General features: G+C 72.2%; 18 protein-coding genes and 1 pseudogene. 4 read left to right on the top strand and 15 right to left on the bottom strand.

What is annotated here, in order from left to right:
- The first annotated feature begins 416 nt into the window (after positions 1 to 416).
- Complete coding sequence (locus tag ACZ53N_RS00350; protein ID WP_130881806.1) at positions 417 to 647, top strand: DUF7455 domain-containing protein; 231 nt, start codon at positions 417 to 419, stop codon at positions 645 to 647.
- A 439-nt stretch (positions 648 to 1086) separates the two neighbouring features.
- Here the strand turns inward: ACZ53N_RS00350 and ACZ53N_RS00345 are convergent.
- The 7 genes and pseudogenes from ACZ53N_RS00345 to ACZ53N_RS00315 all read right to left on the bottom strand — a co-directional run.
- A pseudogene (locus tag ACZ53N_RS00345) lies at positions 1087 to 1887 on the bottom strand (S1 family serine peptidase); the annotation flags it as partial.
- 220 nt (positions 1888 to 2107) lie between these two features.
- Positions 2108 to 3667 (bottom strand): RNA polymerase sigma factor, encoded by a 1560-nt coding sequence (locus ACZ53N_RS00340; RefSeq protein WP_356453356.1) that lies wholly within the window; start codon positions 3665 to 3667, stop codon positions 2108 to 2110.
- A 430-nt stretch (positions 3668 to 4097) separates the two neighbouring features.
- Entirely contained in the window at positions 4098 to 5036 is a 939-nt protein-coding gene (locus tag ACZ53N_RS00335) for a FadR/GntR family transcriptional regulator (RefSeq protein WP_365207776.1), read from the bottom strand.
- A 353-nt stretch (positions 5037 to 5389) separates the two neighbouring features.
- Positions 5390 to 7231 carry an ABC transporter ATP-binding protein gene (locus ACZ53N_RS00330; protein WP_469138762.1) on the bottom strand — a complete coding sequence of 614 codons (1842 nt, stop codon included), beginning with the start codon at positions 7229 to 7231 and terminating at the stop codon, positions 5390 to 5392.
- 289 nt (positions 7232 to 7520) lie between these two features.
- Complete coding sequence (locus ACZ53N_RS00325) at positions 7521 to 8282, bottom strand: NUDIX hydrolase (protein WP_469138761.1); 762 nt, start codon at positions 8280 to 8282, stop codon at positions 7521 to 7523.
- A 90-nt stretch (positions 8283 to 8372) separates the two neighbouring features.
- Positions 8373 to 10325 carry a glycogen debranching N-terminal domain-containing protein gene (locus tag ACZ53N_RS00320; protein ID WP_469138760.1) on the bottom strand — a complete coding sequence of 651 codons (1953 nt, stop codon included), beginning with the start codon at positions 10323 to 10325 and terminating at the stop codon, positions 8373 to 8375.
- 245 nt (positions 10326 to 10570) lie between these two features.
- Positions 10571 to 12022, bottom strand: coding sequence for a DUF4192 domain-containing protein (locus ACZ53N_RS00315; RefSeq protein WP_469138759.1), 1452 nt, complete (start codon positions 12020 to 12022; stop codon positions 10571 to 10573).
- Between the two features lie 186 nt (positions 12023 to 12208).
- Between ACZ53N_RS00315 and ACZ53N_RS00310 the strand changes: the two genes are divergently transcribed.
- Together ACZ53N_RS00310 and ACZ53N_RS00305 are read left to right on the top strand one after the other, a co-directional pair.
- Positions 12209 to 14374, top strand: coding sequence for a RecQ family ATP-dependent DNA helicase (locus ACZ53N_RS00310; protein ID WP_469138758.1), 2166 nt, complete (start codon positions 12209 to 12211; stop codon positions 14372 to 14374).
- 221 nt (positions 14375 to 14595) lie between these two features.
- Entirely contained in the window at positions 14596 to 15174 is a 579-nt protein-coding gene (locus tag ACZ53N_RS00305; RefSeq protein ID WP_469138757.1) for a hypothetical protein, read from the top strand.
- A 149-nt stretch (positions 15175 to 15323) separates the two neighbouring features.
- Here ACZ53N_RS00305 and ACZ53N_RS00300 read toward each other — a convergent pair whose 3' ends face one another.
- From ACZ53N_RS00300 to nrdR, 8 genes are all read right to left on the bottom strand, one after another.
- The gene (locus ACZ53N_RS00300; RefSeq protein WP_469138756.1) at positions 15324 to 15962 is read right to left on the bottom strand and encodes a hypothetical protein; all 639 of its coding nucleotides are present in this window, start codon (positions 15960 to 15962) and stop codon (positions 15324 to 15326) included.
- A 59-nt stretch (positions 15963 to 16021) separates the two neighbouring features.
- On the bottom strand, positions 16022 to 16723 hold the full coding sequence (locus tag ACZ53N_RS00295; protein ID WP_469138755.1) for a ribonuclease HII: 702 nt from the start codon (positions 16721 to 16723) through the stop codon (positions 16022 to 16024).
- A 64-nt stretch (positions 16724 to 16787) separates the two neighbouring features.
- Positions 16788 to 17681, bottom strand: a complete 894-nt coding sequence (locus tag ACZ53N_RS00290) for an ADP-ribosylglycohydrolase family protein (protein WP_469138754.1) — start codon at positions 17679 to 17681, stop codon at positions 16788 to 16790.
- An 11-nt stretch (positions 17682 to 17692) separates the two neighbouring features.
- A complete protein-coding gene (locus ACZ53N_RS00285) occupies positions 17693 to 18352 on the bottom strand; it encodes a histidine phosphatase family protein (protein WP_469138753.1) in 660 nt (219 codons plus the stop codon).
- A 135-nt stretch (positions 18353 to 18487) separates the two neighbouring features.
- Complete coding sequence (locus ACZ53N_RS00280; protein ID WP_469138752.1) at positions 18488 to 19093, bottom strand: YdbC family protein; 606 nt, start codon at positions 19091 to 19093, stop codon at positions 18488 to 18490.
- Between the two features lie 33 nt (positions 19094 to 19126).
- Complete coding sequence (locus tag ACZ53N_RS00275) at positions 19127 to 19957, bottom strand: arylamine N-acetyltransferase family protein (protein WP_469138751.1); 831 nt, start codon at positions 19955 to 19957, stop codon at positions 19127 to 19129.
- Between the two features lie 144 nt (positions 19958 to 20101).
- Positions 20102 to 22978: a vitamin B12-dependent ribonucleotide reductase gene (locus ACZ53N_RS00270; protein ID WP_469138750.1), complete on the bottom strand. Its 2877-nt coding sequence runs from the start codon at positions 22976 to 22978 to the stop codon at positions 20102 to 20104.
- A 116-nt stretch (positions 22979 to 23094) separates the two neighbouring features.
- Positions 23095 to 23607, bottom strand: a complete 513-nt coding sequence (gene nrdR / locus ACZ53N_RS00265; protein ID WP_469138749.1) for a transcriptional regulator NrdR — start codon at positions 23605 to 23607, stop codon at positions 23095 to 23097.
- Positions 23608 to 24220: 613 nt separating this feature from the next.
- Here nrdR and lexA point away from each other — a divergent pair.
- On the top strand, positions 24221 to 25006 hold the full coding sequence (lexA, locus tag ACZ53N_RS00260; protein ID WP_130881823.1) for a transcriptional repressor LexA: 786 nt from the start codon (positions 24221 to 24223) through the stop codon (positions 25004 to 25006).
- The last annotated feature ends 29 nt before the right edge of the window (positions 25007 to 25035 follow it).

Genomic DNA, 25035 nt, shown 5'->3' with positions numbered 1-25035 from the left:
AATTTCTGTACTGGCCCGGGTACGGGCACAGTGGTGGCTCGGTCGCCGTTCAGAGGGTACCGAGGCCTGGTAGAGCCTTTGTGCCGCCACCCACGGGAGCGCCCATGCTAGTCCAGCTTCGCTCAAGCGTTCGATACCCCGATGGAGTGACGTGCACATCACGTTCCCTTGGAGGCATGAACCATTTAGGCTCCGGGCACGTCCTCAAGAACAACCCGGCAAGCCGGCCGGGCGGACGAAAGACCCCCAGCGACGTGAAACCGTAAGCCCACGCAATACGGCTCATTCGCCGCCAACCGTCAAGATCCGGCCCACTCGGAAGGAACTTTCGAGGAAAAGCCACGAGCGGGAACGTTTTCGGCCTGGTTGGATGTTGACCCTGGTACGACAGCTCGTCGAGCTAGAGAAGAGGCGACGTGACTACTGTTCTGACCCCCGCGAGCCCGCTGACGGCCGCTGACCGCTGCGACCGGTGCGGCGCTCAGGCTTACCTGCGCGTCGTTCTCATGAGCGGCGGTGAACTGCTCTTCTGCGCTCACCATGGGCGCAAGTTCGAGCCAGAACTCAAGAAGATCGCCGCGGAGATACAGGACGAGACGGAGCGGCTCACCGCTGCCCCGGCGTCCGCGTCCGATGAGGACCGCTGAGTCCGCAGCGGATAGCTGACACATCGCATCCCACGACGAGCGAGGTCCGGCCATCCAGGGCCGGGCAGCCGCGGGCGGCCACCCCCACGGGGGAGGCCGCCCGCTCTCGTGCGTCCGGGCACCCTTCGCGCACCCGTCTTCGCCAGCGGACGGCAAGGCCCCAGGGGGCTCACTGCGGCCCCCGTTCGAGCGCACCCGCACCCTGCGGCGCGACCTCACCCGCAGGCCGCGAGGGCGGCGGTGGGGCGGCTTGCGGGGCGGTCCTCGGCGGAAGCTGCGGGCCGGTCTGCGCGGGCGCCGGCCCGACGCCCTCCGCAGCGGGTGCCGGCTGAGTCTGCGACGGCACCTGCTGGACGGGCTGCGACGCCACCGGCGGGAGGACGGGCGTCACCACCGGCGGCACGGTCGTCGACGCGTCCTGGGGGGCGGTCCCGCCCTTGTGGGCCGCCACCAGCGGCGCGACCGCCGACATCCGCGTGTACACCCCGGGGCGCCCCGGCTGGGCGCACCCGCTCCCCCAGGACACCAGCCCGACCAGCTTCCCCCTGGCCACGAGCGGCCCGCCACTGTCGCCCTGACAGGCGTCCCGCCCGCCTTCCGGCCGCCCCGCGCACAGCATCGAAGCCCGCCGGTACGCGCCCTCCGGGCCGCCCGGGTACGCCTGCTCGCAAAAAACGTCGTCCAGGACGAACACCCCGGCCGCGCGCAACGTCTGCGCGTACGTGCCGTTGCCCAGCATGTCGCCCCAGCCGTACACCTTGGCCGGCGTGCCGGGCCGATAGGCCTGGTCACCGGCCTGCGCCAGAGTGATCGGAGAATTCGCCGGCGCCTGTTCCGCCAGAGTGAGTACGGCGACGTCCCCGGCGTTGGTCGCCGCGTCGAACGCGGGATTGACCCAGGTGTCCCGCAGCGCCACCTCGGCGCCGCTCCCACCGCGCAGATCGCCGCGCCCCACGATGACCCGGAGGTCCTTCGCCTCGCCCACGTCGACGCCGAGCACCTCGTGGCTGAGGCAGTGCGCCGCGGTGACGACCGTCGTACGGCTCACCAGGACCCCGCCGCAGAACTGCCCCGACCTCGCGGCACCGAACCGCTCGCGGCTCGCCAGAGCGACCGCCCAGGGCGCCTCGGAGGCGTTGACGGGCTGCCCGCCGATGACCAGCCGGTCCGCGACGGCCGGACCGGGGGCCGCCAGCAGCAGCGCGACCGCGCCGGCGAGCGGGTAGCTCAGTGCACGCATACAGTCTCTCTCCTGACCCTGCGGAGTTAGTCGCATACCCAGGGTCAAGCCGAATGGCATTCGACGCATCCGGAAGAAAGACCGGTCGGCAGGAAAGCGCGGCGGTCCGGGCAGTCGAAATGCCGCGAGGCCCGGCCCCCTTCCGGGGGTACCGGGCCTCGCGGCATTCGTTCCGCATTCCCCCCGGCGCCCACGAAGGGGCCGGGCGGAGGGGGACGGATTAGTCCAGGTAGTCGCGCAGGACCTGCGAACGCGACGGGTGACGCAGCTTGGACATCGTCTTCGACTCGATCTGACGGATGCGCTCACGCGTCACCCCGTAGACCTTGCCGATCTCGTCGAGCGTCTTCGGCTGGCCGTCCGTGAGGCCGAAGCGCATGGAGACCACGCCCGCCTCGCGCTCGCTGAGCGTGTCCAGGACGGAGTGCAGCTGCTCCTGGAGCAGCGTGAAGCTGACCGCGTCGGCCGGCACGACCGCCTCGGAGTCCTCGATGAGGTCACCGAACTCACTGTCGCCGTCCTCACCCAGGGGGGTGTGGAGGGAGATCGGCTCACGGCCGTACTTCTGGACCTCGATGACCTTCTCGGGGGTCATGTCGAGCTCCTTGGCCAGCTCCTCCGGGGTGGGCTCGCGGCCCAGGTCCTGGAGCATCTGGCGCTGGACACGCGCGAGCTTGTTGATGACCTCGACCATGTGCACCGGGATACGGATGGTGCGGGCCTGGTCGGCCATCGCGCGCGTGATCGCCTGGCGGATCCACCAGGTCGCGTAGGTCGAGAACTTGTAACCCTTGGTGTAGTCGAACTTCTCGACCGCACGGATCAGACCGAGGTTGCCCTCCTGGATGAGGTCCAGGAAGAGCATGCCGCGGCCGGTGTAGCGCTTGGCCAGCGAGACCACCAGGCGGAGGTTGGCCTCCAGGAGGTGGTTCTTGGCGCGGCGGCCGTCCTCGGCGATGATCTCGAGCTCGCGCTTGAGCTTCGGCGCGAGCTTGTCGGAGTTCGCCAGCTTGTCCTCGGCGAACAGGCCGGCCTCGATGCGCTTGGCGAGCTCGACCTCCTGCTCGGCGTTGAGGAGGGGGACCTTGCCGATCTGCTTGAGGTAGTCCTTGACCGGGTCGGCCGTGGCACCGGCCACCGCGACCTGCTGCGCGGGGGCGTCGTCCTCGTCGTCGTCGGAGAGGACGAAGCCCTTGTTCTCGCCGGTCTCGTCCTCTTCGTCACCCTTGCCCGGGGTGGGGGTCTCCTCGACGATCTCGTCGTCGAGGAGCTCGTCGGCGTCCTTCTTGGAGGCGGTCTTCTTGGCCGCCGTCTTCTTGGCGGTGGCCTTCTTGGCCACCGTCTTCTTGGCCGTCGCCTTCTTGGCGGCGGTCTTCTTGGCGGGCGCGCCCATGGCCTCGTCACCCTCGTCGTCGCCGTACGCGCCACCCTGGGCGGACGTGACGGACGCGGAGGACGTGGACCTGGCCGTGACCGTCTTGGACGAGACGGCCTTGGTGGCGGTGCGCTTCGCCGGGCTCTTCGCTGCGACGCTCTTGCGGGTGCGCTTGGGCGCCTCTGCGGCACTGACCATCAGCGTCACACCCTCCTCGTCGAGGACCTGGTTGAGGCTGCGCAGAACATTCTTCCACTGGGTTGGCGGAATCTGGTCAGCCTCGAAGGCCCGACGCACGTCGTCGCCGGCGATCTGCCCCTCGGCCTTTCCCTGCTCGATGAGCGCCATCAGAGACTCGGATTCGGCGATCTCCGGCGGGAGCGTACGGGATGTGCTGGCCGACACGAACAACCTCTCGGAACGATGGAAACGGCTTCCGGCCCCGTCCGTAGCGGACCGGAGCCGACGACCGTCGGCAAGGATGAACCGACGGCGCGGGCGGGAGTGCAGAGCAACACAGCGCCTCGATCGAGGCCCGTATTCCCTCCGCGTCTGCCACCTCTTTAGTCATCGCGCTTCGCCGGACAGCGTTACGCCCAATCCTCGTGGCCCGAGTCACACCCCATACCGGAGCGAATAACCACTTAGTTGGGCAGATCACCCGGTTCCGTCGCGTCCCGTCCCGGGGCCGGACCCGCGCCGGCCCTCCGCGAGGCCGTCCACCCGGGTCGCACGCACGGTCGTACGCGCGAGCCGGCACCGCGGCCCCGCGCGTACGGATCCGGCCGTACGACCCAGCCCGTACGGCCCCGTCCGTACGGCCCCGGTCCCGCGATCAGTGCTCGCGCGGGGCGGGCACCACGCGCTCGACGTCGGGGTGGGTGACGAGCAGCTGGCGCATCGCGGCCTCCGCCCCGGCGGCGTCTCCCGCACCCACGGCGTCGACGATCCGCAGATGCTGGCCGACTCCGGTCTCGCTGGGGCGGTCGCAGCCGCTGACCGGGGCGCCCGAGACGTGCAGCGCGGCGGAGACGATGCCCGAGAGGTGCTCGAGCATGCGGTTGCCCGCGACCTGGAGAAGGAGGGAGTGGAACTCGGCGTCGGCGCGGGAGAAGGTGAGGGAGTCACCCTGGGCCAGCGCGTGGCCCATGATCTCGGCCATGTCGGCGAGGCGCTGCTGGACGTCCTCGCGCCCGTGTCCGGCCGCCAGCCGGGCGGCGAGCGGCTCGATGGTCCAGCGCAGCTCGCACAGCTCTCGGCGCTGGTCTTCCCGCTGGGGCCCGAAGGCCCGCCATTCGATGATGTCCGGGTCGAGGAGGTTCCAGTCGCTGACGGGGCGGACGCGGGTGCCGACGTTGGGCCGGGCACTGACCAGGCCCTTCGCTTCGAGGACGCGCAGGGACTCGCGGACGACGGTCCGGGAGACCTCGAAGCGCTGCCCGATCTCCTCCGGGACGAGCGGGCGGTCGGCGCCCAGGTCGCCGGAGACGATCATCTGGCCCAGCTGTTGGACGAGCTGGCCGTGCAGCCCTCGGCCACGGCTGCCGGCCGCGCGGCGGCCGGCCCGGCTCAGCTCCGCGTCGCCGTCCCAGGCGGACGACGCCCCGCGGTCGACCCCGGGGGCCTCCGCGTAGGAGTAACGGTCAAGCTCGCCCGATCCTGCGAGGCCGGAGTCGGCGGGGCGAGCCGCGGTCATCATGGTGTGCGCAAGGGTACTCACGCATCCTTTGTCGGCGACACGTTGAGAGCCCTTGAGGTCTTTGGTGAAAAGCACACGAAAGGGTGATCGCGCATTACCTCACAATTGACGCTCAATCGGACGGAATCGGGCGCCCTTCCCGGGAGGGCGAGTGCGGAGCGTGACGACAATTCTGCCGAGGCCGGGACGTGGGCACCCGGCATGATTACGGGGCGTGATCCCTCTGTGAAGGCGAGGGGCGGCGCGTCGGCCGGGGTGGCGGAGCGAGGCCTTTACCACGCGCGCCCGGTGCGGCAACTCGAGCGGGCCGACTGCCTCGGGAGCCGCTGACGCTCCCCGGTGGGCGACCGGCTGCGGCCGTCTCCCACGGCCTCGGCCACCTTCCAGCCGGAGCCGATCGGCCCGGGACCTGCCCCACCGCCCGCCGCTCACCGGGGCCTGCCGCGGAACACGGTGAGCACGTACGCCCCGAGGAGCGCCGCGAGGGACAGGGCCAGCGCCCAGCCGACGGGCTGGGACATCAGCCGCAGGGCGGCGGAGAGCGCCTGGTCCACCCCCGACGGCCACTGCACCAGGGCCGTCGAACGCAACCGCTCCGGGAGACCCATCAGGGAACGGGCCGTCGGGTGGGTGAGCACCCCGCCCAGGACGGGCATCACGAGGGTGGGCACCGCGAGCACCGCCACCAGCCCGAGGGCGGTGGACCGGAACACCCCCGCGGCCAGCAGGCCGGCCCACGCGCAGCCGAGGGTGAGCCCGGCCCAGCCGACGAGCGTGAGGGCCCAGTCGGCGGGGAGGACGGCGGCGGGGTCACCGAAGAGCACCCTCAGGACGGCCGCGTCGAGGCCGAGGGAGGCGAAGGCGAGCAGCAGGGCGGCCGTCGCCGTGACCACGAGCTTGGCGGCGAGCAGCCCGAGGCGGCGGGGGACGGTCCCCTGGTCCGGCGCCAGCGCCGGGTAGCGGAACTCCTGACCGAAGGCGAGAGCCCCGAGCAGCCCCGCGCCGAAGGCGGCCGGGGGCAGCGGCAGCACGGTCGGCCAGCCGGTGAGCAGGCGCAGCGCCGGGGTGTCGCTGGTGCGGGCGAGCAGCACGGAGGCCACGAGCGAGGCCGCGAGGGCGACGGCGCCGGTGATCCAGCCGGTCCGTACGCCCGTGGCACGGCGCAGTTCGTAGAGCAGCGGCCAGACCGGGCCGGGGGCGGGCAGCCTGGGCTGGAGGCGGGCCTGGGAGCGGGAGGTCGGCACGGGCTGGAGCGCGGGGCCTGTACCGGCGGCGGGTTCCGCGGCCCGGGTCGCGCCGGGGGCCGCTTCCGGCTCGCCGGGGGCCGCTGGATCCGTGGTGTCGGAGCGGCGGCCGTCGGCACGGTGCAGGGGGGACACGGGGCCGGTGTCCCCGGTCTCGTCGGCCAGGCGGTGCACGAGGATGCCGTGGCGGTATGCGGTCTCGCCGACGGCGGCGCAGCTGCTGCCGTAGACGTTGATCCGGCTGCCGCCCTCGTGCGTCACCTCCACGGGGGGTCCGTCGGGGGACGCGCGCACCACGTCGGCTTCGACCGTGAGGACGTGGGCGAGGCGGCTCGCGAACGGCGAGTGGACGGCGACGCGGGGGCGCAGCCGGGTACGGGCGAAAGCCGCGGCCTCCTGGTCGGCGACGAGCCGGCCCCGCTCGACGGTGACGACCCGGTCGCCGATGCGGGCCGCCTCCCTGGGGTCGCAGGAGGTGACGAGGACGGCGCCACCCTGGGCGGCGTAGCCGCGCAGCATGCCGTGCAGCCACGCCGCCTCCCGCGGTGAGAGGCCTTCGGCGGGTTCGTCGAGCAGCAGGGTGTGCGGGTCGCCGAGGAGCGCCGCGGCGAGGCCGAGACGGCGGTCCATGCCGAGGGAGAAGTCGCCGAGGCGCTGGTCGGCGAGGCCGCTGAGCCCGACGACCTCGAGGACGTCGTCGGCGCGCTCCGCGGGGACCCCGGCGACGGCGCTGAGCATCCGCAGATGACCGCGGGCGGTGCGGGCGGGGTGCCCGGGGACGTCGCCGAGCAGTACGCCGATCTCGCGGGTGGGGTGGGCGACCCGGTCGAGCGTGCGGCCGCGGAACAGTGCGACCCCGCGCCCGGGGTCGAGCCGCAGCATGAGCCGCAGCGCGCTGGTCTTGCCCGCCCCGGGCTCGCCGAGCAGAACGGTGACCCGGCCGGGGCGGGCCTCGAACGTGAGGTCGTCGACGGCGGGAGGGTGGTTGCGGCGGGGGGCGCTGGTCAGCCCGATGGCCTGGATCATGGCTTCTCCCGCAGGGCGTGAGACGGCTCGGCGCGGACACCCTGGGCTGCGGGGCGCGCGGAACGCTGGGACGTACCGCAGCACGGTAACCCGATATGCCCGATTTGCTACACACTGTGGGTATTTCTGGGCAACCGTGTCCCGCCCGGAGCCGACGCTACGAGCGCGACGCATCCCGCGACGGCGCGCGGCGGCGGGCAGGGTGGGGACGGCCCTGCCGGGGGGCTGGGGGCTGCCACGGACGGACGTGGAGTGCCGCCGTGCGCGCCCGGTCGGGTCCGGGCTTCGCCTACGCCTCGGGGCGCAGCATCGGCGGGTTCAGCAACGTGGCCCCGCCCGCCCGGAAGAGCTGCGCGGGGCGGCCGCCCTGACGCGTCGTCGTCCCGCCGGTGGGCACCAGGAAGCCGGGGGTGCCGGTGACCTTGCGATGGAAGTTCCGCGGGTCCAGGGCGACGCCCCACACCGCCTCGTACACCCGGCGCAGCTCGCCGACGGTGAATTCCTGCGGGCAGAAGGCGGTGGCCAGCGAGGAGTACTCGATCTTGGAGCGGGCCCGCTCGACACCGTCGGCGAGGATGCGGGCGTGATCGAAGGCGAGCGGCGCGGTCAGCTCCCCGTCGCGGCCGTAACCGTCCTCCTGGTCCAGCAGGTCTCCCACGGGCGCCCACCGCACGCTGCGCGCGTCGCCTCCGGCGCGCGGGGCGGGCAGATCCGGCGCGAGGGCGAGGTGCGCCACGCTGACGACCCGCATACGGGGGTCGCGCTTGGGGTCGCCGTAGGTGGCGAGCTGTTCGAGGTGCGCCGCGTTCACGGGGGCGGGCCCGGCCGGGTCGTGGGCATGCAGCCCGGTCTCCTCGGCCAGCTCACGGGCCGCCGCGGTCGCCAGGTCCTCGTCCCCCCTGACGAACCCGCCCGGCAGCGCCCAGCGCCCCTGGAAGGGAGGCTCACCTCGACGGACGGCCAGCGCGCACAGCGCGTGGCGCCGCACGGTGAGCACGACCAGGTCGACGGTGACTGCGAAGGGCGGAAAGGCCGACGGGTCGTAGGGCATGACGCGATCATAGTCGTCTGCTTGACGATAAACAGGGTCTTGTTCACTGCTCACCAACGCCCCTTCGGACGGCCTGGCCCGCACCCGTGCTCACACCCCCAGTTGAAGACCGTCGGCGGCTTCCTCGACCATGCCGAGACCGAGCCTGCTGATCCTCACGGCGAACGGCTGGTCGGCGACCCGCAGGCCGGTGAACCGCAGGGCGCCCAGCGGTGCGGTCCGTGGCGGGCGAACGGCCACGCTTCCCGCGGGCACGTCGGGGCGCACCCCGGCCAGGGTCGTCAGCAGCTGGACGGCACCCGCCGCCGCAACAGCGGCGGGGCGGCAGGCCGCCGGATGCGGCAGCGGCACGCTGCCGGTGGACCGCTGCTCCCCCGCGTACATCTCCGGCAGCCGGTATCCGAAGGCCTCGGCGGCGTCGAGGGTGCCCCGCAACAACCCTCCGGCTTCCTTCTCGTAATCGGCGGCGGCCAGCCCGGCCACGGCCACGGCCGTCTCGTGGACCCGCACGGCCCCGCTGCGGTGCCCGAAGGGGTTGTGGCCCTGTTCCTTCGCCCCGAGGCTGCGCAGCCCCCAGCCCGAGTCGAGCGCCGGTCCGCCGAGCAGTCTGGCCAGTTGCTCGGTCTGCACCTTGTCGAGCAGCCCCGGGGCGTACTCGCCCGCCCCGAGCAGACCCGTGTCGAGCAGATGCGCGGCCGCGCACCCCAGCTGCGGTATCCGCCGGCCGTCCGGTGTCCGGGCGGCGACGGGCCGCCCGCCGCCGGGGTCCTCGGCCCAGAAGTCGTCCCGGAAGCGGCGCCGCAGCTCGCCCGCCCAGTCCCGCCAGCGCTCCGCGCCGGGACGGCCGTACGCCTCCAGGAGATCCGCGCCGAGCAGTGCGGCACGGTGGGCGTGCGCCTGCACCTCACAGCGGTACGGCCCGCCCGGCACCGGATCCGCGAGGTAGTGGCCCTCACCCACCGCCGTCCGCAGCCACTCCAGGCACCGCTCGGCGGCCGGGAGCAGAGCCTCGGTCTCCCGCTCGGCCAGTCCCCATCGCCGGGCCTCGGCGAGGACCACGGGGAACAGCAAGGTCGCCTCCACGCCCGTGCACCCGGGCGGCAGGTGCGCTCCCGCGTGCCGTAGCGCCCCGGGGATGCGACCGCCGTCACCGTGCGGCCCCGGCAGTTGCGCGCGGGCCAGGGTCCGCAGCGTCCCCGCGGCGAGGCGCACTCCCAGGGGCAGGGTCATCCGGGCCGCCCACAGCGCCTCGGCGGGAGCGAGGTGACCGCAGCGCCAGGGGACGCCCGCGGCGAGGTGGACATCGGCGGGCTGCCCCGGATCGCGGACCAGCAGCGCACGGAGATCGTCGAGGCTGGCCTCCAACAGGGCCGCCGCCCGCGGGTCGTCCCCTTCGGCCGCCGCCTCGCCCCAGGGCGCGGCGCCGCCGCGGCCCCGGGGTACCGCCGCCCCGGCCGGTCGACCCCGTCCGGGCGGCTCCAGCCTGACGCGGAGCTCGATGCTCCGAGTGCCGCCGGGCGGCAGCTCCAACTCCCAGCACAGCAGGCCGGCCGAGGCGAGGGAGTCCCCGGGCGCCGGGTCGGCGGTGACCATCACCTGGGTCCCCGCCGCCGACCAGCGCAGCCCGCAGGCGTGGACCGCGGCGGGAACCTCGGGGCCGGCCAGGCCGGAGGCGATCGCACCGAGCTCGGCGAGGTCGGTGCCCAGTGACACTTCGACGCCCAGCTTCAAGGCCCGCACGGCCGTGCTGCGCAGAGTGATCCGCTCGGTTCCCTCGGCGTCCCGCAGCCGCTCGACGGTGACGGCCGGGTCGGGACCCGAATCGGCGACGGTGCGCACCGTGCCCACGAAGCGGGCCCGGTCGGCGGCGAGCATCCGGCCCTGCACGGGCACCGGTTCCGCTCCGGCGACCCGCACCCGGCAGCGCGCCAGCAGCCGCCGCCCCGCGCGGTAGAAACCGTGGAGTCCGTGGCCGGTCAGCTGTCCGTCCTCACCGGAGATCGCGAGAGCGGGCAGCGCCACACAGATCAGGGCGTCGTGCACGGGCTGCGGCCCGTGAGCCCGCCCCGCGCGCGGGGTGGGGGTCGGGCGGCGTGTCGAGGCGGGACTCGGGGTCGGGCCAGGGGTCGGGCTCGGGGTCAAGGTCGGATGACCATGGGGGACATTGCCGTGCATGTTTCTGCGCTCCCTGTGGACGTCGCGACCGGCGGCGACGGACGGCTGCGGGGCCACCCAGGTGAACGGCGCGGGGGCCACGTAGGTCACGGGGCCCCCGCCCCACACCCTGATCACTGTCGGCCACGAGCCCCTCGGGGCCCGTTCCGCCGTCGCGCCCGCGCCTTGCCGGCGGGCCCGTTCGCTCCGCAGGGACCGGCCGGGCGAACACTGCCGGCGTTCCTGAGGGCCTCAGCCGCCCGGTTGACCGATCCGGCCTCGGCCGCGCCGGCGAGGGGCGGGCGCCGGCGCCGCCTGACCCGGGGCGCCGGCTCTGCGCCCCGGGCGTCACCCTCGGCGTCCGCGCTCCGGGCCCGGTCCGCTTCGGCGTGCGCGGCGGCGTGCACGGCACGGTCGGCGCGCTCGCGGCGCAAGCAGCGGCGCAGCGGCTCGGGGTCCATTCCCTCGTTGCAGGCGCGCTGCAGGAGCTGGGCGAAGAGATAGTCGGGGTCGGCCGCCAAGGCACGGCTCAAGGCGACCCGGGCCTCCGGCTGGTCGCCGGTGGACCAGGCGACCCAGCCGGCAAGGGTGAGGGGCGCGGCCGCGTGCTCGACGTACGAGGACACACAGCGCCGGGCGAGGGCACGCCAGAGGCGCAGCACCGTGGGTGCGAGGGGGCCCTCCATCCATTCCGCCGCCCGGTCGCGGGTGGCGCGGTCCTGGAGCCCGAGGATGATCGCGGCGGCTTCGTCGTGGGCGAGGAGGGCGTCGTCCTGGGCGTCCGCCTCCGGCCGCCGGGCGTGCGGCGGAGCGGCGTGGAGTCGGTCCAGCACCAGCCGCGCCAGGCCCATCGTCTCCTCGCGCACGGTCTCGCAGTCCGTTCCGCGGAGGATGCGGGGCACGAGGTCGACGGCCGCGGCGTCCAGCGCCCGCTCCTGTTCCTCGGCCGGGGGGCCGGTGAGCGGTGCCAGCCGGGCTTCCATCTGGCGCAGGGATCCGCGCACCTGGATGCCGGCGTAGGCGGCGGCCGCCGCCATGACCGATGTGCCGGGCGCGGCCAGCGGCGTGCCCTCCGGCGGACAGCAACGGGTGTCGGGGCAGCAGTAGGACCAGAAGCGGCCGTCGGAGATGCACAACGCCTCGTACACGGGCACTTCCAGACCTCCGCACGCGAGGCGCAGGCACTGGGCGAGCGGGCGCAACCGCTCCATCACGTCGCGCGCGGTCTCCCCGGGCCCGGGGTCCTGGCAGAGGAAGAGGACGATGCCGTCGGGCCGGGCGCCGCGCTTGCTGCTGCCCGCGATGAGGGTCTCGGCGAGCTGGGTGCTGACTTCCGGCCATTCCTCGCGGGTCCGCGGGATGCCGAGCCTGAGCCGGCCGCCGAAGCGGCCGCGCTCGCCGTGCAGCGCGACCATGACGACGCTGTCGTCCGGGAAGAAGCCGAGGAGGTACGGCAGGGCATCGGCCAGTTCGGCCGGGCTGCGGAGGCTGATCTGCTCCTCCGCCGGCGCGGTGGGGGCGCCGGACGGCGTGGCGGAGGCGGCGGACGACGTGGACGGGCGGGCTGATTCATCGCGCTTGGTCATGGCCCGAGAGTCCCGCGGACTTGTCAAGGTTCGCCAGGCCTGTGGATAACTCCCGCATATTGTCCTACTAATCCCTGTGGATAGTGCTTTCAGAATGTCGAGGCCTCCGCTGGGGCTTCCTCAGCGTTTTCCACAGGCCCTCGGTCCCGTTCGCGCATTGTCAGTGGGCTCGTGTTGCATGGGGGCATGAGCAACGAAGATCTCCGCGTCTCGGCCGACACCGTCCTGGCCCGCCTCGTCGGCGACACCACGGGCACGGCGAAGCTCCGTGAGGATCAGTGGCGCGCGATCGAGGCGCTGGTCGCGGAGCATCGGCGCGCGCTCGTGGTGCAGCGCACCGGCTGGGGAAAGTCGGCCGTCTACTTCGTCGCCACCGCCCTGCTGCGCGAGCGCGGCAGCGGCCCGACGGTCATCGTCTCGCCGCTGCTCGCCCTGATGCGCAACCAGGTGGAAGCCGCCGCGCGGGCCGGGATCCGCGCGCGCACGATCAACTCCGCCAACGTCGAGGAATGGGACACCGTCCAGGCCGAGATCGCCGCGGGCGAGGTCGACGTGCTCCTGGTGAGCCCCGAGCGGCTCAACAATCCGGACTTCCGCGATCAGGTGCTGCCCAAGCTCGCCGCCGCCACAGGCCTGCTCGTCGTCGACGAGGCCCACTGCATCTCCGACTGGGGCCACGACTTCCGGCCCGACTACCGCCGACTGCGCACCATGCTGGCCGACCTGCCCCCGGGCGTGCCCGTCCTCGCGACGACCGCCACCGCCAACGCCCGGGTCACCGCCGATGTCGCCGAGCAGTTGGGGACGGGCGAGGGCGCCGCTCAAACGCTCGTGCTGCGCGGCCCGCTGGACCGGGAGAGCCTGAGCCTCGGCGTCCTGCGGCTCCCCGACGCCGCCCACCGGCTGGCCTGGCTCGCCGACCACCTCGACGAGCTGCCGGGCTCCGGCATCATCTACACCCTCACGGTCGCCGCCGCCGAGGAGGTGACGGCGTTTCTGCGCCGACGCGGGCACACGGTCTCCTCCTACACCGGCAAGACGGAGAACGCCGACCGGCAGCAGGCGGAAGAGGACCTGCTCGCCAACCGGGTCAAGGCGCTCGTCGCCACCTCCGCCCTGGGCATGGGCTTCGACAAGCCCGACCTCGGTTTCGTGGTCCACCTGGGCTCGCCGTCCTCCCCCATCGCCTACTACCAGCAGGTGGGCCGCGCCGGCCGCGGCGTCAAGCACGCCGAAGTCCTGCTGCTTCCGGGCCGTGAGGACGAGGCGATCTGGAAGTACTTCGCCTCGCTCGCCTTCCCTCCGGAGGATCAGGTGCGCCGCACGCTGGACGTGCTCGCCGCCTCCGACCGGCCCGTATCCCTTCCCGCCCTGGAGCCGCAGGTCGAGCTGCGGCGCTCACGCCTGGAGACCATGCTCAAGGTCCTCGACGTGGACGGCGCCGTGCACCGCGTCAAGGGAGGCTGGACCGCGACCGGCCGGCCGTGGACCTACGACGGCGAGCGGTACGCGTGGGTCGCGCGACAGCGCGAGACGGAGCAGCAGGCGATGCGGGACTACGCCACCACGACCGAGTGCCGGATGGAGTTCCTGCGCCGCCAGTTGGACGACGAGCAGGCGGCCCCCTGCGGGCGTTGCGACAACTGCGTGGGCGCGAGGTTCACGGCCGAGGTCTCCAGCGTGGCTCTGGACGCGTCGCGCGGTGAACTGGGGCGCCCCGGTGTGGAGGTCGAGCCGCGGCGGATGTGGCCGACGGGCATGGCCGCCGTGGGCGTGGATCTCAAGGGCCGTATTCCGGCGGGCGAGCAGGCCGCTGCCGGGCGGGCGCTCGGGCGGCTCTCCGACATCGGCTGGGGCAATCGGCTGCGACCGCTGCTCGCACCGCAGACGCCGGACAGTCGGATTCCGGACGATGTGGCGGACGCGGTGGTCACCGTGCTGGCCGACTGGGCGAAGGGGCCCGGCGGTTGGGCGCCCGGCGCCCCGGACGCCCCTTCCCGTCCGGTGGGCGTCGTCACCCTCGCCTCCCGCACCCGCCCCCAGCTGATCGGGTCCCTCGGCCACCACATCGCCACGATCGGCCGGATGCCCCTGCTGGGCTCCGTCGAGTACCGGGACGCGGCGACGGACACCCGGCTGCCGCGCACCAACAGCGCGCAGCGCCTGCGGGCGCTCGACGGGGCGCTGACCGTGCCTCCCGCACTCGCCCAAGCGCTCGCGTCGGCGGACGGGCCGGTGCTCCTCGTCGACGACATGGCCGACACCGGCTGGACCCTCGCCGTGGCCGCGAGGCTGCTGCGCCGGTCCGGCGCCAAGGAGGTGTTCCCACTGGTCCTGGCGGTTCAGGGGTGAACCGCCGCCGTCCGTGCGGCAAGCGGCGGGAATATAGGCGACGGACCGCCGGATAACGGTCACTGACGCCAATTGATCGTTGCCGGGTCACTGGTACGGCCGCGAGAATTGGGATCGGCTCCCCGCTCCCGCGTCCACGGCATCGCCGAGGACGGCCGTCGTGGTGCGCGCCCGTGCCTGACGCCCCACCGAGCCGTGGGCGCGCAGACGAAGGGAGAATCGTGGCCTTCGGTATCGTCGCACCGTCGTCCGCCGATTCCGCTTCCCGGTTGGCCCGGCTGCTCGAGCCCGCCGAGTGGGCCGCTGCCGGGATCCCGCTGCTGCGTAATCCGCGTGAAGTCGTCAACGGGCTGTACACCCGCCACGCGCCGACACCGTCGACGGCCGTCATCGCCGTCCTGGATCCGGACGGGCGGCTCGCGGCCAGCGCTTCCCTTGTCCGGCGGCCGGCCGTGGTCGACGGATGGGAGCTCCGCAACGCCCTCCTCACCCAGCTGCGCCAGGTGATCCCGCATGATCTGCGCCGCAGGACTCCGATCCGTACAGCCGTGTTGCTCTACTGCCGTGAGGGCAGGGGCCATTGGACCGAGGAGGACGGCGCGTGGATGTGGGGCCTGCGCGACGCGTGCACCCTGCACGGGCTGCGTTGCGGCGCGTACATCACCCTGACGCGCGACGGGTGGCGGATCCTCGGGGAAGGCCGCGCCGGGCGTCAACCGCGCTCTCCCGCGCACACGACGTCACGCCTGAGCTCCGGCGGCGGAGCACCCGAAGCACACCGCCACACGGCGGCTCGCTGAACGGCACAGGCTCGCGCGGCAGGGTCGGCCCGGTCCACCCGGTGCGCCCACCTCGCCGCGCCCGCTTCGCCGCGACCACGGATCCGTCGGCCGGATCCGTCGGCCACCGGCGCCTCCTCGACGGGGCGGGTGGCCGACGGGGTCGAAGGCTAGACGCCCGTGGAGAGAAGGGCGTTGACCCGCTGAGGGTCACCGCAGACGATCAGCAACGCACCGGCGCGAGCCATCGCCGCGGGCAGCGCGCCGGTCACCGTGGCGTCCGTGCCGCCGTTGACAGCGACGACCACGACCGGGCGGGTCGTGGCACGGGCCGCGTCGGCACCCGCGTAGAAGACATCGTCTCCGGCGTCGTGCTGCGCCCAGTACGACGCCTCGCCGAAGGACAGCTCGTGCGCCGCCCAGGGGTGCGGGTCGCCGGTGGTGAGCACCAGGATCTCACCGGGCGCGCGACCGGTGTCGAGCAGCAGGTCGACGGCTTCGTCCGCCGCGGCCAGGGCGCCCTGCGCGGTGGCGGGGATCAGCTGGATCTGCGGGGTGGCCGCCGGGGCGGGCCGCGGAGCCCGCGCCGGTATCGAGGCGGCGGCCGGGGCGTCCACCGTCTCGCGCGGGCTGCGCGGGGCGGGCACCGGTCCGCGGTTCGAGCCGGGGTTTCCGGGTCGCGCCGGGACCGGGCGGGGGCCGGGGCCAGGGACGGGTCGGGGGGTCTGCGTGGTCCGGCCGGCGGTCGGAACTGCGCGGGGACCCGGGACACTCTCGTGAATCTGAGGCTCCTCGGGGATGAGAGGCATGAGTTGATGTTTATCAAACGCCGGTGCGGGTCGCATCGGCGGGTGGCCGCAGGGGCCGCTCAGAAGTCGAAGCCGATCTGGCCTCCGGCCTCCAAGGCGACAGTTTCGGGGCTGATGCGGGGCCGTTTGAGGTGCTGCCACCGCGGCAGCGCGTCCAAGTAGGCCCAGGACATCCGGTGGTACGGAGTCGGGCCCAGCTCCTCCAGAGCGGCCCGGTGCACCGGCGAGGGGTATCCGGCGTTGTCTCCGAAAGCGAAGTCCGCGTGGACGGCGCCCAGTTCGGCCATCATCGCGTCGCGCCGGACCTTGGCGATCACGGAAGCGGCGGCGACGACCACACAGGACTGGTCGCCCTTGATGACCGTACGGACCTTCCAGGGGTCGCCGAGGTAGTCGTGCTTGCCGTCGAGGATCACCGCGTCGGGCCGCACCGGCAGCGCGTCCAGGGCGCGGCACGCGGCCAGTCGCAGCGCCGCCGTCATCCCCAGCTCGTCGATCTCCTGAGGGGAGGCGTCACCGAGGGCGTGGGCGGTCACCCAGCTCTCCAGCTGCTGGGCGAGCGCGGTGCGCCGCTTTGGCGTCAGGAGCTTGGAGTCGGTGAGGCCGTCCGGCGGCCGACGCAGACCCGTGACGGCCGCGCAGACGGTGACCGGACCGGCCCAGGCGCCCCGGCCGACCTCGTCGACACCGGCGACGATCTTGGCTCCGGTCGTGGCGCGGAGCGAGCGCTCGACGCTGTGGGTAGGCGGTTCGTACGGCATGACGCTGTAAGCGTACGCCCCGGGGGCGGCACGCGGTGCGCCGCCCCCACTACCGCCCGTCAGCTCAGCGCGCGGCGGCCGGCAGCCAGTCGGGCAGGTCCTCGGTCTGTCGCAGCCAGTCGGCGGGCGGGGCGCCGCGCACCCCGGCCGCGACCACGCCGCCGGCGATCGCGCAGGTGGTGTCCACATCGCCGCCGGCCTGCGCCGTGGTCCAGAACACTTCCTCGAAGGAGTCGAGATGGCGGGCCGCCGCCCACAGCGCGAAGGGCACCGTGTCATGGGCGCTGGTGCGCCGGCCGCAGCCGAGGACGGCCGCGACGGTGGTCGCGTCCCCGTAGTCGAGCATGTCGCGGGCGCGGCGCAGCCCCGCGTGCACGGCGCTGCGGGGCACCAGTGCGATCACGCCGTCCAGCAGGGCGCCCGGGTCGACGGCGCCCGCCGGGTCGGCGGCGATCGCCGCGGCGGCGGCCACGGCCATGCTCCCGGCGACCGCCTCGCGGTGCTGGTGGGTGGTGTAGGCCGAGATCTCGGCCTGGTGCGTGGCCTGCTCGGGATCGTCCGCGTACCAGGCGCCCAGCGGGGCGATCCGCATGGCCGCGCCGTTGCCCCAGGAGCCCTGGCCCTGGAACAGCGCGGCGGCCAGCTCACGCCAGTCGCCGCCCTCCCTGATCAGCCGCAGCATCCGGCCCACCGCCGGACCGTAGCCGCGGTCGAAGTCGTGGTGCTGGGCGAAGGAGCGCGCGAGGGCGTCCTGGTCGATGCGGCCGTGCTCGGCGAGGACCGCCAGCACGGAGCAGGCCATCTCGGTGTCGTCGGTCCACTGCCAGGGGGCGGGCGGCAGCTCGCGACGCTTGAGGGACGGATAGTTGTCGGGGACGAAGAACTGGGAGCCGAGGGCGTCGCCCACGGCCAGCCCTCGCAGGCTCCCCAGGGCTCGGTGGAATCGGTCAGCGGTCATCGCAGCGAACTCTAACCGGTGAAGCCGTACGATTCGGGGGTGCACCAGCGCTCGAACGGCCGGTCCAGGTGATACCGGCCGTCGGGTCCGAGCAGCAGGGCGCGGCTCTCGGCGTTGCCCGGGTTGGACAGGCATTCGAACTCGGCGACGGTCCAGTGCAGCCAGCGCATGCAGAACAGCCTCATGGTCAGGCCGTGCGTGACGATCAGGACGTTCGGCGGGTGCGCCGGGTCCTCGAAACTGCGCCACAGGCTCTCCAGGAAGGCACCCACCCGGTCGTAGACGTCCGCGCCCGACTCGCCCTGGGCGAAGCGGTAGAAGAAGTGCCCGTAGGCGTCGCGGTAGACCTTCTGCTTACGTACGTCCTCGCGCTCCTGCCAGTTTCCCCAGTCCTGCTCGCGCAGCCGCGGCTCCTCGCGGACCCGGACGAGGCGCGGATCGAGCCCGAGGGCCTGGAAGGTCTGGTGGGTGCGCCGGTAGGGGGAGACATAGGCGGAGACCTGCTCGTCGCCGAAGAGCTCACGCAACCGCACCCCGGCTTCCTCGGCCTGCTTGCGGCCCCTCTCGGTCAGGCTCAGAGCATGATCGGGTTCCCGTTCGTAGACGGTGTCGTCGACATTTCCTTCCGACTCTCCGTGTCGGATGAGAACGATGCGCCGGGGCCGTGACATGCCGCCACCCTAGATCGAGTACCGCCCACCCGCCTCGCCCGCTCCCGGCACCGGCCGGAGACCCGGCGCCCACAGCCCCGGGCCAAGGCCACGCGGGGGGGGCGAACCGGCCCCGGAGCGTCCGGGGCCGGGCTGTCACACCGTCCAGGACGGTTCTATCGCGACGATGTCGCCCGCGATGGCCGCCACGTCCGCCTCGGTCTGCGCCCGCAGGGCGAGCCGCTCCACCCGCTCGGTGCGGTACTTGCCGTGCTCGGCCTCGGAGTTCCACATCGACAGCACCAGGAATTCCTGGCCGGGCGCCTCGCCGAACACGCCGCGCAGCATTCCCGGCGATCCGGCCATCGCCGGATTCCACACCTTCTCCTGCATGTGCGTGAAGTGCTCCACCCGGTCCGCACGGATCCGGCAGTGGGCGAACCGCACCACGTCCGCGTCGAAGAACTGGGGCCGGAAGCCCACCTTCACGTCGAAGCGGTGCTCGAACAGCCGGACCTGGATGTCCTTGTACGTGCCGGCCTGGGAGGCCGCCAGTCTGTCGTGCGAGCGCGCCATGAACGAGTCGTAGAAGGCGCGGCTCTCCCAGAAGCCGAAGAGGTGCGCCACATGCGGACGCCCACGGCTCCAGCCGCCGCCCTGCCCCCGGAACCCGGGCTCACCGAGCAACCCCGCCCATTTTCGCTGCCCCCGCTCGAACCCGCGGCGGTCCACCACGGTGCAGCGAATCCACTTGACCAGCACCGCGCCATCGTACGGCCCAGGCCGTGGCACGTATCACGTACCGGAGGAGTACACCCGCGCGAGGGTCTCGGCATCCGCCGGGCTGAGCTCGATCCGGAACTCCCGCGAGAGCACATCCGGCAACTCCTCCACCCCGATCTCGCACGTGTCACGCGAGCCGTCGGCGCGCGCGCTCGTCAGGACCGTGCCGACCAGATTCCGCCGGTGATCGGACTCCGTCTGCTGCACTACGGGCCGGGAGACGAAGGGTGAGCGAGGGTGCGTCGAGATGTAGTGGTTCATGACGGCGTAGTCGACGGGGAACCGCTCCTCCGGGCCGAACGCGTAGAGGTCGAACCAACCCTCCGGGTGAAGCGTGCGAAGGGCGCGTACGTCCTTCTGTTCACGCTCGATTCCAAACGTCCAGTCTCCCTGGCGCTCGCGTATCCCGTCCCGGAACGCCAGCGGCTCCAGCAGCCCCTCGCCGCCGAAGCCCACGTCGCACAGCCACTGCTCGCCGTCGGCCTCGACCTTGAGCGCCATATGGGTGACGGCGCGCCGGCTGTCGCTGCCCATCCGGACCCGTGCCCCGAGCCCGGTGAAGGAGAAGCCGACACGGTCCAGAGCGGCGGCCAGCAGCAGGTTCTGCTCGTAGCAGTAGCCCCCGCGGTGGCGCGTCACCATCTTGTCCTGCAGCGCCGGGACGTCGAGCAGGATGGGGCGGCCGAGCAGGATTTCCAGGTTCTCGAAGGGGAAGGCGGCCACGTGCCCGCGGTGCACCGCCCGGAGCGTCGCCAGGTCCGCCCGCGGGGTGCCGGTGAATCCGATGCGCGCCAGATAGGCATCGAGATCCAGCTCGTCGCCGCCCCACAAAGACTCGCCCATACCGCCGCTCACTCCCCTGCCTGGTCGTCCCGCCAGTATTCATGATCGAAAATGACCGTCGATGATCGGCCCGGGGCGTTGTCGACAACAGCACGCCGAAGGGGAGCCGGCACCGGGCCGGCTCCCCTTCGGTTCAGGCGATGATCAGCTGCAGCCGCTGGTCGAGCCGCAGCCCTCGCAGAGGTAGCAGCTGCCCGCGCGGCGCATCTTCGTGCCACAGGAGAAGCACAGCGGCGCGTCCGCGTTCAGGCCGAGCTGCATCTCCACCAGCTCGGTGGAGTTGTGGACCTGCTTCGGGGCCGGGACGACGGCCGCCGGCTGCGCCGGGGCCTCCGCCTTCGGGGCCTCGATGTGCCGCGGCGCGGACTGCGCCAGGCCCTCGACGTCGACATCGTCGTCGGACGGCTCGTAGGAGCCGGTGTCCAGGTGACGCTGGCGCTCCTCGGCGGAGTGGATGCCCAGCGCCGAGCGCGTCTCGAAGGGCAGGAAGTCCAGCGCCAGGCGACGGAAGATGTAGTCGACGATCGACTGCGCCATCCGCACGTCCGGGTCGTCCGTCATGCCGGCCGGCTCGAAGCGCATGTTCGTGAACTTCGAGACGTACGTCTCCAGCGGAACGCCGTACTGCAGACCGACCGAGACGGCGATCGAGAAGGCGTCCATCATGCCCGCGAGGGTCGAACCCTGCTTGGACATCTTGAGGAAGACCTCACCGAGACCGTCGTCCGGGTAGGAGTTGGCGGTCATGTAGCCCTCGGCGCCACCCACGGTGAAGGAGGTGGTGATGCCCGGACGTCCCTTGGGGAGCCGCTTGCGGACCGGGCGGTACTCGACGACCTTCTCCGCGACGGGGGCGACGACGGCCTCGGGAGCCTTCGCCTCCTCCTTCTTCTTGGCGGAGAGCGGCTGGCCGACCTTGCAGTTGTCGCGGTAGATCGCGAGCGCCTTCAGACCGAGCTTCCAGCCCTCGAAGTAGACCTCCTCGACCTCTTCGACGGTCGCCGACTCCGGCAGGTTCACGGTCTTGGAGATCGCGCCCGACAGGAACGGCTGCGCGGCGGCCATCATGCGCACGTGGCCCATGGCGGAGATCGCGCGCTCGCCCATGGCGCAGTCGAAGACCTCGTAGTGCTCGGCCCGCAGGCCCGGGGCGTCGATCACATTGCCGTGCTCGGCGATGTGGGCGACGATCGCCTCGACCTGCTCCGGCTGGTAGCCGAGTCGCTTGAGCGCCTTGGGGACCGTGTTGTTCACGATCTGCATCGAGCCGCCGCCGACGAGCTTCTTGAACTTGACCAGGGCCAGGTCCGGCTCGACGCCCGTGGTGTCGCAGTCCATCATCAGGCCGATGGTGCCGGTGGGAGCGAGCACCGAGGCCTGGGCGTTGCGGAAGCCGTTCTTCTCGCCGAGGCGGATGACGTCCTGCCACGCCTCGGTCGCCGCGGCCCAGACCGGCGTGTCCAGGTCGTCCACGCGCTTGGCGACGCCGTTGGCGTCCGCGTGCTGCTTCATGACGCGCTGGTGGGCGTCCGCGTTGCGGGCGTAGCCGTCGTACGGGCCGACGACGGCGGCCAGCTCGGCGGAGCGCCGGTAGGAGGTGCCGGTCATCAGCGAGGTGATGGCACCGGCGAGCGCGCGGCCGCCGTCGCTGTCGTACGCGTGGCCGGTGGCCATCAGCAGGGCGCCGAGGTTGGCGTAGCCGATGCCCAGCTGGCGGAAGGCGCGGGTCGTCTCGCCGATCTTCTCGGTCGGGAAGTCGGCGAAGCAGATGGAGATGTCCATCGCCGTGATGACCAGCTCGACGACCTTGGCGAAGCGCTCGGCGTCGAACGACTGGTTGCCCTGGTCGTCGTCGCGCAGGAACTTCATGAGGTTGAGCGAGGCGAGGTTGCACGAGGAGTTGTCCAGGTGCATGTACTCGCTGCACGGGTTGGACGCGGTGATCCGGCCCGACTCCGGCGAGGTGTGCCAGTGGTTGATCGTGTCGTCGTACTGGATGCCCGGGTCGGCGCAGGCCCAGGCCGCCTCCGCCATCTTGCGGAAGAGGCCCTTGGCGTCGATCTCCTCGATGACCTCACCGGTCATCCGGCCGCGCAGACCGAACTTCGAGCCGGCCTCGACGGCCTTCATGAACTCGTCGTTCACCCGGACGGAGTTGTTGGCGTTCTGGTACTGGACGGACGTGATGTCGTCGCCGCCCAGGTCCATGTCGAAGCCGGCGTCGCGCAGGGCGCGGACCTTCTCCTCTTCCTTCACCTTGGTCTCGATGAAGGCCTCGACGTCCGGGTGGTCGACATCGAGGACGACCATCTTGGCCGCGCGACGGGTGGCGCCGCCCGACTTGATGGTGCCGGCGGAGGCGTCGGCGCCACGCATGAAGGAGACCGGGCCGGAGGCGTTGCCGCCGGAGGAGAGCAGCTCCTTGGAGGAGCGGATGCGGGAGAGGTTCAGGCCGGCGCCGGAGCCGCCCTTGAAGATCATCCCTTCTTCCTTGTACCAGTCGAGGATCGACTCCATGGAGTCGTCGACGGAGAGGATGAAGCAGGCGGAGACCTGCTGCGGCTGGGCGGTGCCGACGTTGAACCAGACCGGGGAGTTGAAGCTGAAGACCTGGTGCAGCAGGGCGTAGGTCAGCTCGTGGTCGAAGATCTCGGCGTCCGCCGGGGAGGCGAAGTAACCGTGCTCCTCGCCGGCCTTGCGGTAGGTGCGCACCACTCGGTCGATGAGCTGCTTGAGGCTCGACTCGCGGTCCGGGGAACCGACCGCGCCGCGGAAGTACTTGCTCGTGACAATGTTGACCGCGTTCACCGACCAGGAGTCGGGGAACTCGACGCCACGCTGCTCGAAGTTGATCGAGCCGTCGCGCCAGTTGGTCATGACGACGTCACGACGCTCCCAGACCACCTCGTCGTAGGGGTGGACGCCGGGAGTGGTGTGAATGCGCTCGATGCGCAGACCCTTGGCACCCTTGTTTCCCTTGGAGCGGGAACCTCGTGCCGGGCCGCTCGTCGTCTCTGTCATGCCGCCTCCCTCTACGGGCAAAACGCCCTAATGCGCCCAATTCTTCCGTGGCGCGGTGTGTGTCTTCCACCCGTGCGCGCGGGGCGCGCCGGGCTGATCCTGTGTGGTCGCCGCTGCTAGTCGGCGGCCGCGGCGGGCGCGGGAACGTCGACGTCCGCGCCGCGGCCGACGGTGTCGGTCGCGGGCCGCTGCTCGCGGAGCTCCGCGACGGCGGCCTCGAAGTCCTCCAGCGAGTCGAAGGCCTGGTACACGGACGCGAACCGCAGATACGCGACCAGGTCGAGATCCTTGAGCGGACCGAGTATGGCGAGGCCGACGTCATGCGTGGAGAGCTCGGCGCTGCCCGTGGCGCGCACCGCCTCTTCGACCCGCTGGCCGAGCTGGGCCAGGGCGTCCTCGGTGACCGGGCGCCCCTGGCACGCCTTGCGCACGCCGGAAATGACCTTGTTGCGACTGAAGGGCTCGGTGACCCCACTCCGCTTGATCACCATGAGTGACGCGGTCTCCACGGTCGTGAAGCGACGGGAGCAGTCGGGGCACTGGCGGCGCCTGCGGATCGAACAACCGTCATCGGTGGTCCGACTGTCGACGACCCGGCTGTCGGGGTGCCTGCAGAAGGGGCAGTGCATGGCTCTCCACCCTCCTTCACCCTCGAGGAACCTCGAAAAAAGCTGTACACGATCTTCGGCTTCGACGGGCCCCGTACGGGCCTCGCGAAGCAGCCCCCAGCATAGGCGATGGCGGCGACCGGAATTCACCAGGGCCACCTGCGGACCACTACTGGTGGGTGGCCGTCGCCCATCAAACCACTAGATCTGGTGCCCGGCGGGCAAGCACGCCGAGCGCGTGTCGCACCGCCGAGGACCGGCGCCGACACCGTCGGACGGGGCCCGGGGCGCGCTGGAGCGGCCCCGGACGGGCCCCCACGGGCCCATGAATGGCACACTGGCGTCGGCGCACGGAACCGGCACCGGACGCCCCGGATCCATTCCGGGCGCCGCGCGGCAGGGTCGGCGATCGACGCCACTTTGGGGCGTGTTGCCCGGTCCGGCGGTCCGCGCGCCATCCGTTGGAGTTCGCACCGAAGGCTACCGCAATGGGCGAATTGATCTCCGCCCGTACACCTTCCCGCCTGATCACGTCAGGTAATCTCCGATATTTCACTCGAACGTGTGTTTGGCGCAACCTTTCGAAAGCAACTACCGTTGTCCAGCTAGGGAGAACATCTCGAGAGGGGCCGACGTGACCACCACCGCAGACAGCGCCACCATCACCGCCCAGGACCGCTCCCAGAGCCGACTCGACCAGGCACACCCGATGAATGACGCAGCCATGAACGCCGAGGGGCAGAAGCCGGCCCGCTCACTCCCGGGACGCCCACCAGGAATCCGGGCCGACAGCTCCGGACTCACCGACCGGCAACGCCGCGTGATCGAGGTCATCCGGGACTCGGTCCAGCGCCGCGGTTACCCACCGTCCATGCGAGAGATCGGCCAGGCGGTGGGGCTCTCCAGCACCTCGTCCGTGGCCCATCAGCTGATGGCTCTGGAGCGCAAGGGATTCCTGCGACGGGATCCGCACCGCCCCCGGGCCTACGAGGTGCGCGGCTCCGACCAGCCGAGCTCCCAGCCGACCGACACGACCGGCAAGCCCGCCGCGTCGTACGTCCCCCTGGTCGGCCGGATCGCCGCCGGCGGCCCGATCCTCGCCGAGGAGTCCGTCGAGGACGTCTTCCCCCTCCCCCGCCAACTGGTGGGCGACGGCGAGCTGTTCGTGCTCAAGGTGGTCGGCGATTCCATGATCGAAGCCGCCATCTGTGACGGCGACTGGGTCACGGTGCGTCGTCAGCCCGTCGCGGAGAACGGCGATATCGTGGCCGCGATGCTCGACGGCGAGGCGACCGTCAAGCGCTTCAAGCGCGAGGACGGCCATGTGTGGCTGCTGCCGCACAACGCCGCCTACCAGCCCATTCCCGGTGACGAGGCCACCATCCTCGGCAAGGTCGTGGCGGTGCTGCGGCGGGTGTGAGTCCGCGAAGACCGGGCCCCGGAACCACT

This window comes from Streptomyces sp. NPDC033229 (genome assembly GCF_055576875.1).
The sequence above is the reverse complement of the archived record's forward strand: the minus strand, read 5'-3'. Positions and strand labels throughout refer to the sequence as shown.